Source organism: Mycobacterium sp. E2238 (assembly GCF_001672665.1).
Lineage (GTDB): Bacteria > Actinomycetota > Actinomycetes > Mycobacteriales > Mycobacteriaceae > Mycobacterium.
In genome coordinates, this window is the sequence record NZ_LZKF01000232.1 from 1 (window position 1) to 9,918 (window position 9,918).

Annotated in this window: 9 protein-coding genes; 2 read left to right on the forward strand and 7 right to left on the reverse strand. The window is 67.3% G+C overall.

All coding sequences use genetic code 11. The annotated features are described in order from the left end of the window. Window positions 1-1,148: MFS transporter (locus A5711_RS21245; protein ID WP_067950020.1), on the reverse strand; the 1,148-nt coding region annotated here is incomplete at its 3' end. A gap of 142 nt (window positions 1,149-1,290) precedes the next feature. On the opposite strand from A5711_RS21245, the gene A5711_RS21250 reads away from it, so the two are divergent. Further along, window positions 1,291-1,896 carry a YqgE/AlgH family protein gene (locus A5711_RS21250; protein ID WP_067950007.1) on the forward strand — a complete coding sequence of 202 codons (606 nt, stop codon included), beginning with the start codon at window positions 1,291-1,293 and terminating at the stop codon, window positions 1,894-1,896. 34 nt (window positions 1,897-1,930) lie between these two features. On the opposite strand, the gene A5711_RS21255 is transcribed toward A5711_RS21250, so the two are convergent. After that, window positions 1,931-2,272: a hypothetical protein gene (locus A5711_RS21255; protein WP_067950009.1), complete on the reverse strand. Its 342-nt coding sequence runs from the start codon at window positions 2,270-2,272 to the stop codon at window positions 1,931-1,933. Between the two features lie 64 nt (window positions 2,273-2,336). Continuing rightward, complete coding sequence (locus A5711_RS21260; protein ID WP_067950011.1) at window positions 2,337-3,491, reverse strand: LpqN/LpqT family lipoprotein; 1,155 nt, start codon at window positions 3,489-3,491, stop codon at window positions 2,337-2,339. 179 nt (window positions 3,492-3,670) lie between these two features. Between A5711_RS21260 and leuS the strand changes: the two genes are divergently transcribed. Next, on the forward strand, window positions 3,671-6,583 hold the full coding sequence (gene leuS, locus A5711_RS21265; protein WP_067950022.1) for a leucine--tRNA ligase: 2,913 nt from the start codon (window positions 3,671-3,673) through the stop codon (window positions 6,581-6,583). An 11-nt stretch (window positions 6,584-6,594) separates the two neighbouring features. On the opposite strand, the gene A5711_RS21270 is transcribed toward leuS, so the two are convergent. The 4 genes from A5711_RS21270 to A5711_RS21285 all read right to left on the reverse strand — a co-directional run. Beyond that, window positions 6,595-7,266: an SDR family oxidoreductase gene (locus A5711_RS21270; RefSeq protein WP_067950013.1), complete on the reverse strand. Its 672-nt coding sequence runs from the start codon at window positions 7,264-7,266 to the stop codon at window positions 6,595-6,597. A 48-nt stretch (window positions 7,267-7,314) separates the two neighbouring features. Next, complete coding sequence (locus tag A5711_RS21275) at window positions 7,315-7,821, reverse strand: MarR family winged helix-turn-helix transcriptional regulator (protein WP_067950016.1); 507 nt, start codon at window positions 7,819-7,821, stop codon at window positions 7,315-7,317. 72 nt (window positions 7,822-7,893) lie between these two features. Then, the gene (locus A5711_RS21280) at window positions 7,894-8,637 is read right to left on the reverse strand and encodes an amino acid ABC transporter ATP-binding protein (RefSeq protein WP_067950018.1); all 744 of its coding nucleotides are present in this window, start codon (window positions 8,635-8,637) and stop codon (window positions 7,894-7,896) included. Next, the coding region (locus tag A5711_RS21285) for an ABC transporter substrate-binding protein/permease (RefSeq protein WP_067950024.1) at window positions 8,634-9,918 on the reverse strand (1,285 nt) is incomplete at its 5' end. The genes A5711_RS21285 and A5711_RS21280, both read right to left, overlap by 4 nt.

Below are 9,918 nucleotides of genomic sequence, written 5' to 3' on the forward strand. Positions count from 1 at the left end.
GCCGTCCAAGACGCGCTGTTCTGGGTGGCTTTCATCGCCGCGAACACGTGCCCGCGAAGGGCGTCGTCGACGTCCATCTGCATTGCCGAGTCGGCGCACAGCTTGACCATCTGGCCGGTCACACCGAGGAAGAAGCCGCACCCCACCATGATCGGTAGCAGCAAGCCCGCGCCGGCGACCTCGATGATCGCCGAGGCCGCGAGCGCACCGTTGACCGTGGCGTAGCGGCCGCAGCGACGAACCGCCGGCGGGGTCAGCACGTTGGCCAGAAAAGCGCCCAAGCCGGTGGCACCGAAAAACACCAGCGCGGTACCCAGTCCCCCGACCGCGGGGTCGGTCAGGTGGTGCACCAGGAGCAAGACCAGCAGCGAGTTGATGCCGATCACCATTCGGTGCGCGGCCAGGCCCGACAGCGTGGCGGCGACCGTCGGTCGCTGTGCGACCGTACGCGCACCGTGCAGCCAGCCGGTGACCACGGCGTAGAGGACCGGTCCGTGGATCGCCCGCTTGGTGTCGTCGGGGCCCAGCACGCGGGAACCGAACCGTAGCGACAGAAACAAGGCGATCGACACGGGGACCGCGGTGAGGAAGATGATCGCCGAGGCGCCCTTGTCGCCCGCACCGACCAGGAACCGCGGAACCAGCATGAAGTTGGCACCGATGAAGGCGGCGACGGCCCCGGACGCGTTGGCCAAGGCGTTCATGGTCACGACCTGTTCGCGGGGCACGACGTGCGGCAGCGACGCCGACAGCCCGGACGCGACGAACCGGGCCAAGCCGTTGGCGAAGAGCGCGCCCAACAACAGCGGCAGGTCGCCGGCTTTCACGGCGAGGATCGTGCCGATGGCGGCGATCAGGATGAGGCGGCCGACGTTGGCGCCGACGAGCACCAGCCGCCGGTCCCAACGGTCCATCAGCGCGCCGGCGAACGGCCCCAGCAGCGAGTACGGCAGGAAGAGCACGGTGAACGCCCGTGCGATGGCCATCGGATCGGCGGCACGGTCCGGATTGAACAGCAACGCTCCGGCCAGACCGGCCTGGAACAGGCCGTCACCGAATTGACTCGCCATGCGCACCTGCAGCAGCCGCCAGAAGTCTGGCAAACCCCGTACCGACCGCCAGATTTCGACGGGTGCGCTTGAGTGCATCCGGGATTGGATCACGAAACCGACTTCCAAAGTTGGGGCTAGCAAGCTCGTCACCGTCCGAGCCGACGTACCAACAGTACAAATCTTCGCGCCCCGCGCTCGATTCCCCCGGGCGGCAGGCGCCGGATGCGATGATGGTTGGGTGCCGCCGCCCGAGGACCCAGAGGACTATGTCGCGCCGGCCGCGCAGCGGGTGCGCGCGGGGACGTTGCTGCTTGCCAACACCGATCTGTTCGAGCCGACTTTTCGGCGCAGCGTGATCTACATCGTCGAACACAACGACGGAGGCACGCTGGGGGTCGTGCTCAACCGCGCCAGCGAGACCGCGGTGTACAACGTGCTGCCGCAGTGGACCAAATTGGCGGCCAAGCCGAAGACGATGTTCATCGGCGGTCCGGTGAAGCGGGACGCGGCGCTATGCCTGGCGGCGTTGCGGGTTGGCGCGGATCCGCAAGGGGTGGCCGGGCTGCGGCATGTGGATGGCCGGGTGGTGATGGTCGATCTCGACGCCGACCCCGACACGATCGCTCCCATGGTGGAGGGCGTCCGGATTTTCGCGGGCTACTCCGGTTGGACCATTGGGCAGCTGGAAGGTGAAATCGAACGCGACGACTGGATCGTCTTGTCCGCGTTGCCATCTGACGTTTTGGCGGGGGCGAGGTCCGACCTGTGGGCGCAGGTGCTGCGCCGCCAGCCGTTGCCCTTGTCGTTGCTTGCCACCCACCCGATAGACCTGAGCCGCAACTAGCGCCCCTCCCCCGCCCGCGGGGGTCCAGCGGGCTTCAGTGGCAAGACTGCGTGCAGCCGGCGCAGGTTCCCCCGCAGCCGGGCGCCGCCGCCTCTCGCTGCAACGCGAAGCGCGCACTCTGCCATGACCCGGCGCCCACCGTTCCGAAGGCGCCCGCGACACAGACGATCAACACCACGAGTGCGGTGTGTGGGGAGGCTGCCAGCGCCACCACACCGCCCGCGGCCAGCATGATCGCCGCCGCCAGTTGCGCCGGGGCCATGGACCGCAGCGCGAGCGAGGTCGGGTCGACGTTCTGGGTGCGCGCCAACGACCAAGTTCCGAACCCGGCGGAGGCCACCGCCGCACACATGCACAGCACTCCCGCAATAAGCATGGCCTCACAATACGAGCCCGGACACCGGTCCGCTCAGTGGGCTCCAGCGGAGCCGCGGCACCGCTCAGTGCTGCAAGAACGAGAAATTGGGGAGTGGGGGGAGGCCGGGGACCAGGGCTAACAGGTTCGGCGTGGGCTGACGGCTGGGCATCGGCGCCGGGGGGAGGCCCACCGGGGGAGCCGTTGCCGATGTTTGCCGGAGCGGAGCCACGGCGGGAGCCTGAGCAACCGGAGCTGTGGCGGGCGCCTGCCCGACCGGAGCGGTGGCCGGTAGCTGGCCGACCGGAGCCGCGGCGGGAACCTGCGGAGCGGGAACCTGCGGGGCGGGAGCCTGGGCCGGGGTCAGCCCGACCGGCGAGGCCGCCGGGGTCTGGACCGGCGCCGGCGCCGGGGCCCCGGGAACGGTGATGCGGAAGCCGTTCACGATGGCGTCGGTGGCCGGTGCGTCGGCGACGGCTACCGCACGATCGGTGGTCACCGCGAGCGACACGAGGTACTTGTCGCGCCCCGAGGTGGCGATGACGTGGCGCCGCGAGGTGTTCAGCGTCATGTCGCCGTCGCGGTATGTGCCTTCGACGATCGAGGACGGGAAGCCGCCGAAATCGGCCATCGAGGCGTTGGTGGGCTGCCAGGCCAGCAGCTTCTGGCTGTCGACGTAGCCGTGGCTGATGGCCTCGCGAGGATCGAAATCGCCGACCAGCTTGTACACCACCACTTGGGCATTCGACGAGTAGATGCTGCTGCCCTGCCGGTCGGCGATCACTGCGAACGCGTCGGGCACGTTCGGGTCGGGCACCTGAGTCCAGCGGGCCGGCACCGGCAAGGTGATGTCAAGTGCCTTGAGGTCCTGGGGTTTTTGCGCCTCGAGCTTGACGCCCTTCGACTGCAGGTATTCACGGATGGTCCCGGAGGTGGCCGGAGCCGGAGTGACCGCGGGGGCCACCGGCGCGGCGGGCGCGGCCGCCGCGGGCACCGTTGCACCCGGGGCCGTCGGAGATGCGACGGGATTCTGCGCCGGCGGGGCGGCAAGGAACCGGTTGGTCGGCGCCTGCCCGGGCGCGGCTGCGACGTTCTGCGGCGCCGGGACGGCGGGAGCGGGTGATGGCGCGGGAAGTAAGGGGTCTGCCGATGCCTGGGCGCCCGTGACAACCGCCATGCCGATCAGGCCGGCGACCATACCCCCGAGGAGCGCACGGCGGGCGGGGACGATCTCAATCATCTGCCTCGGTCCTTCCAATGGCGCACTGCCAGGTCATTAGAGGCCGACTGTAACTACAGGTCAAAGGCCATGGATAGGCTCGAAATACAGCTGGGATGAACCCCTGATCGGTGCGCAACGGAACCGAGATCATCCTGTGGCCGGCGGTCGGCTCGAGGCGTCCCTTATACCCTGTTCAGGTGACCGAATCCCCGACCACCGCCGCCGAGAGCAACTCCGGTGCCGTTCAGACGGACCCCGATGCGCCGACGCATCGCTACACCGCGGCGCTGGCGGGCCGTATCGAGAGCACCTGGCAGGAGAACTGGGCGAAGCTCGGGACGTTCAACGTGCCCAACCCGGTCGGTTCGTTGGCTCCGGCGGACGGCAGCCCCGTCCCCGCCGACAAGTTGTTCGTGCAGGACATGTTTCCCTATCCCTCCGGCGAGGGACTGCACGTCGGCCATCCGCTGGGTTACATCGCCACCGACGTATACGCCCGCTATTTCCGGATGACCGGACATAACGTCCTGCACGCGTTGGGTTTCGACTCGTTCGGGCTGCCCGCCGAGCAATACGCCGTACAAACCGGCACCCATCCGCGCACCCGTACTGAAGCCAACGTCGTGAACTTCCGGCGTCAACTGGGTCGGCTGGGCCTCGGCCACGACAGCCGGCGCAGCTTCTCGACCACCGATGTCGAGTTCTACAAGTGGACGCAGTGGATCTTCCTGCAGATCTACAACGCCTGGTTCGACACCGCGGCCCGCAAGGCCCGACCGATCTCCGAGCTGATCTCCGAATTCGACTCCGGCGCGCGGCGCCTCGACGACCAACGGGACTGGGCCACGCTGTCGGCGGGGGAGCGGGCCGACGTGATAGACGCCCACCGATTGGTCTACCGCGCCGACTCGATGGTGAACTGGTGTCCGGGCCTGGGCACGGTGTTGGCCAACGAAGAGGTCACGGCCGACGGCCGCAGCGACCGCGGCAACTTCCCGGTATTCCGGAAACGGTTGCGGCAGTGGATGATGCGTATCACCGCCTACGCCGACCGGCTCCTTGACGACCTGGAGCTGCTGGACTGGCCGGAGCCGGTCAAAACCATGCAGCGCAACTGGATCGGCCGCTCCACCGGTACCCGGGCGCTGTTCTCGGCGATCAACGCCAGCGGCGAGACGGTCGACATCGAGGTGTTCACCACCCGGCCGGACACCATGTTCGGCGCCACCTACCTGGTGCTGGCCCCCGAGCACGACCTGGTCGACGGGCTGGTCGCCACGAGCTGGCCCGAGGGGACCGACGCCCGATGGACTTACGGCGCCGCGACGCCGGGGGAGGCCGTCGCCGCGTACCGGCGGGCGATCGCGGCGAAGTCGGACCTCGAGCGTCAGGAGAGCAGGGAGAAGACGGGCGTCTTTCTGGGGAGCTACGCCACCAATCCCGCCAACGGCAAGCCGGTGCCAATCTTCATCGCCGACTACGTCCTGGCCGGGTACGGCACCGGCGCGATCATGGCGGTCCCCGGCCACGACCAGCGCGACTGGGACTTCGCCCATGAGTTCGGCCTTCCCATCGTGGAAGTCATTGCCGGGGGCGATATTTCGGAGTCCGCGTACACAGGCGACGGCGTGTTGGTGAACTCCGGCTACCTGGACGGAATGGACGTGTCGGCGGCCAAAGAAGCGGTCACCGCCCGCCTGCAGGCGGACGGTCGCGGCTGGGCCCGGATCGAATTCAAGCTGCGGGACTGGCTTTTCGCCCGGCAGCGCTACTGGGGCGAGCCGTTCCCGATCGTCTACGACCGCGACGGACGCGCCCACGCCCTCGACGAGTCCGCGCTGCCGGTCGAGCTGCCCGATGTGCCCGACTATTCGCCGGTGTTGTTCGACCCCGACGACGCCGACAGCGAGCCGTCCCCGCCACTGGCCAAGGCGACCGAGTGGGTGCACGTCGAGCTGGATCTCGGCGACGGTCTACAGCCTTATACCCGCGACACCAACGTGATGCCGCAGTGGGCCGGCAGCTCCTGGTACGAACTGCGCTACACCGATCCGCACAATTCGGAAAGGTTGTGCGATAAGGAGAATGAGGCCTATTGGATGGGTCCGCGGCCGGCCGAGCATGGCCCGCAGGATCCCGGCGGTGTCGACCTGTATGTCGGCGGCGCCGAACACGCGGTGCTGCACCTGCTGTATGCGCGGTTCTGGCACAAGGTGTTGTACGACCTGGGCCATGTCAGTTCCCGGGAGCCGTACCGCCGCCTGGTCAACCAGGGCTATATCCAGGCTTTCGCCTACACCGACTCGCGCGGGTCCTACGTCCCGGCCGACGAGGTGGTCGAGCGTGGGGGACGATTCTTCCATCCCAGCCCCGGCGGCGAGATCGAGGTCTTTCAGGAATTCGGCAAAATCGGTAAGAGCCTGAAGAATTCGGTCTCACCCGACGAGATCTGCGACGAATACGGCGCGGACACGCTGCGGGTGTACGAGATGTCGATGGGTCCGCTGGAGGCATCTCGCCCGTGGGCCACCAAGGACGTCGTCGGGGCACACCGCTTCCTGCAGCGTGTGTGGCGACTGGTGGTCGACGAGCACACCGGCCAGACCCGGGTGCTCGACGTGGCCGGACAACAGGAGCTGGACACCGACACCCTGAGGGCGCTGCACCGCACCATCGCGGGGGTCTCGGAAGACTATGCCGCACTTCGCAATAACACCGCGGCGGCCAAGCTGATCGAATACACCAACCACCTCACCAAAGAGCACCGCGACGCCGTTCCCCGGGCCGCGGTCGAGCCGCTGGTGTTGATGTTGGCGCCGCTGGCCCCGCATATGGCCGAGGAGCTATGGGCGCGGCTGGGCCACACCACGTCGCTGGCGCACGGTCCGTTCCCGCAGGCCGATCCGACCTACCTGGTCGACGACAGCGTCGAATACCCGGTCCAGGTCAACGGCAAGGTGCGTGGTCGAGTGGTGGTGGCGGCCGACGCCGATCAGGACACCCTGAAGGCCGCGGCATTGTCGGATGAGAAGGTCCAGGCATTCTTGGCGGGCGCCAATCCCCGCAAGGTGATCGTGGTCCCCGGCCGGCTGGTGAACCTCGTCGTCTAGCGGGTCGCGAGTCACCGGCCCGCGGGCCGCAGCACCACCTCGTGGACGTGGCCGTCGGGCGGCGTCGCCACCACGTTGGCGACCGCCGCCGCGACGGTTTCCGGCTTGAGAAACTTCGCCGGGTCGTAAGTCCCGCCCTCGAATGCGACGAGTTCGCGCTGCATTTCGGTGTCGGTGCGGCCGGGGTAGACCGTCGTCACCCGCAGCTGCGGTTCGTCTGCGCGCAGCGAGTCGGCGAAGGCGCGCAACGCGAACTTACTGGCCGAGTAGGAGGCCATGCCGGGCGAAACGTTGCGCCCCGCACCGGAGTTGATGAAGACCACTTGGCCGCGGGCACTCCGCAGCGCCGGTAGCAGCGCCAGCGTAAGTCCTACCGGTCCAAGCACATTCACGGCGAAGGTGGCGCGCCACTCATCGACGTCGGAATCCGCGACATGACCGGGTATCGACACCCCGGCGTTGTGCACCAGCACATCGAGTTCGTCCACGATCTCGCAGGCGGCCTCGATCTCCGCAACGTCGGTCAGGTCCAGTGGGAACGTGGTCGCGTCCAGTTTCTGGGCAACGGCGTCGAGCCGGTCGGAGGGCCGACCGGCCAGCAGCAGAGTGTGAGTGGGGGCTAGCGCCGTGGCGATCGCGGAACCGATACCGCCGCCGGCGCCGGTGATGAGTGCAGTTGGCATGCACCGCAGTCTACGGGCTCCGCCAAAATCATTGAATCGCAGGTACTTTCACGCCTCTTTGCAGGCGGGTGACTCACCGGCAGGCGCGGACGCCGGTTCGCCGCAGGCCAGCCGCTCGAGCGGCGCCAACGCCTGCATCAGGGTGCCGAGGTCGGACGCGGGCAGTTGACTGAGCATCGCGGCCAGCGAGGCGCGCCGGTTGGCCAGGGACTCGCCGTGCACGGCACGCCCGCGCGGGGTGATGTCGACCAGCACCGCCCGCAGGTCGGACGGGTCGCGCGACCGTTTCACCAGGCCGAGCTTTTCCAGCCGGCGGATCGCCACGGTGGTGGTGGGAGTGCGCACCCGTTCATGGGCCGCCAGGTCGGTCATCCGAATCGGCCCCTGATCCAGCAAGGTGACCAGAATTGACAGTTGCGCCAACGTCAATTCGCCGGCGGCCGCGGTGCCGCTCGGGTCTCCGCGCCGCAGAATCGAAAACAATTTGGACAGCGCACGGTGCAAACCTTCCGCAAGCTCGGTCACGTCGGCCGCGGTGGATTCGCTGTCCGCCATAAACGGGGAGTCTAACGCTATATCAGGCGCGTACAAGGTAGCTAAGCCTACTAATTAGTAGCATCGGGGCCGTCAAAGTACTTGGGACAAGAAGCGCTGTAGCCGTTCCGTCTGCGCGGCTTCGAAAATCTGCTCCGGGGGCCCGGATTCCACCACCTTGCCGCGATCCATGAAGACCACGGCGTCGGATGCCGAGCGGGCGAAGCCCATTTCGTGGGTGACCACGATCATCGTCATGCCGTCGGCGCCGAGGTCGGCGATGAGTTGCAGAATCCCTTTCACCGTTTCCGGATCCAGCGCCGAAGTCGCCTCGTCGAAGAACATCACCTGGGGCGCCATGGCCAGCGCGCGGGCGATGGCTACCCGTTGTTGTTGCCCCCCGGACAGCATGCCGGGCCGGGCATCGGCCTTGTGCTTCAGGCCAACTCGCTCCAATTGGTTCAGCGCCAGGTCGCGGGCCTCTTCGGCCGGCAGGTGCCGCAGCTTGCGCGGCGCCATCGCGACGTTTTTCAGCACGCTCAGATGCGGGAAGAGGTTGAAATGCTGAAACACCATGCCGATGCGCTGTCGTAGTTCGTTGGGATCATCGCGTAACACCGATCGCCCGTCCAGCAGGATGTCGCCGCTATCGGGTTCGTACAACCGGTTCAAGGTGCGCAGCAGCGTCGACTTGCCCGAGCCGGACGGCCCGATGACCGCGGCGGTGGTGCCCGCCGGAGCCTCGAAATCGACGCCACGCAGCACTTTGTTCCCGCCCAGTGTCTGGTGAATATCCTTGGCGGCCAACGAAACCGACCGACGGGCCGGGGCGCTCACGTGATCTCCTGGCCGAACTTCGTCGCCAGCAGCTCGGCATTGTCGTCGAGGTCGGGGGAGCCCCGGCCCCGGCGCAGGCGCGCGTCGATGTAATTCACCAAATGCGTCAACGGAATGGTCAACATCAGGTAGAAGAGGCCGGCGGCCACCAACGGTGAGAGGCTGCCGGTCTGGGCATTCAAATCCCGGCCCACCTGAAAGAGTTCCCGTTGATCGGCGATCAGGCCAAGGAAGTACACCAGCGCGGAGGCCTTCAACAACCCGATGAATTGATTCACCAGTGCCGGCAATACCCGCCGTATTCCCTGCGGCACCACCACCAGCCGCATCGCGGTCGTGTAACTGAACCCCAGCGCGCGGGATGCCTCCAACTGGCCGGGGTCCACGCTTTGTATTCCGGAGCGCAGGATTTCGCCGATGTAGGCGGCGGCCATCAACCCCAGCGCGGCTATTCCCAAGGGGTAAGGGTTTTTGTTCGTCAGTCCGCCGACCAATGGCCCGATGCCCATCCCGATCAGCAGGATGATCACCACTTCGGGCAGGCCGCGGAAGATGTCGGTGTATACCCGCGCGGGCCAGCGCAGCCAGCGCCGGTGCGAGATGCCCGCCATGGCCAGCACCATCCCGAGTGTCAGGCCGATCACGATGGCGCTGTTGGTCAGGATCAAAGTGTTGGGCAGCCCGGTCGTCAACAGAACGGGGATGGCTCGGCGGTACATCTCCCAGTCGAAGAACGAATCGCGCAACTGGGCCAGCGCCGATTTGGGCGCGGCCGGACCTGTCGGCGCACGGTGTTGGCTCGCGACGATCGCGGCGAAATCCGGCAGATTCGGGACCGGCGCCGCTTTCGACCCGGGCTTCCATCCCGGCGGCAGCGTGCGCGGCACCCAGTCGCAGTACAGTTTGGCCCACGTGCCGTCGGCAATCACCGCGTCCAGCCCGGAGTTCAGCGCGTCGATGAGCGGCTTGTTCTCCTTGGCGACCGCGTAAGCCACGAAATTGCCTGGGCTGAAAGTATTCGCGACGGTCACCGCGGGATCGCGCGGCCGAACGACGGTCGAGGCAAGCGTTCCTGGCGCCACCCACGCATCGATCTGCCGGGTCTTGAGGCTGGCGTACAGGGTTGCGAAGCCGGGATACTTCACCGGCTGCAGATGCAGGGTGTCGACGACGTATGACTCCTCGACGGTGCCCTGGACGACGCCGATGCGCTGGCCGGCGGCCAGGTCGCTGAACTTGTGGATCGGTGAGCCCGGGGGCACCACCAGGGAGTAGAAGCCG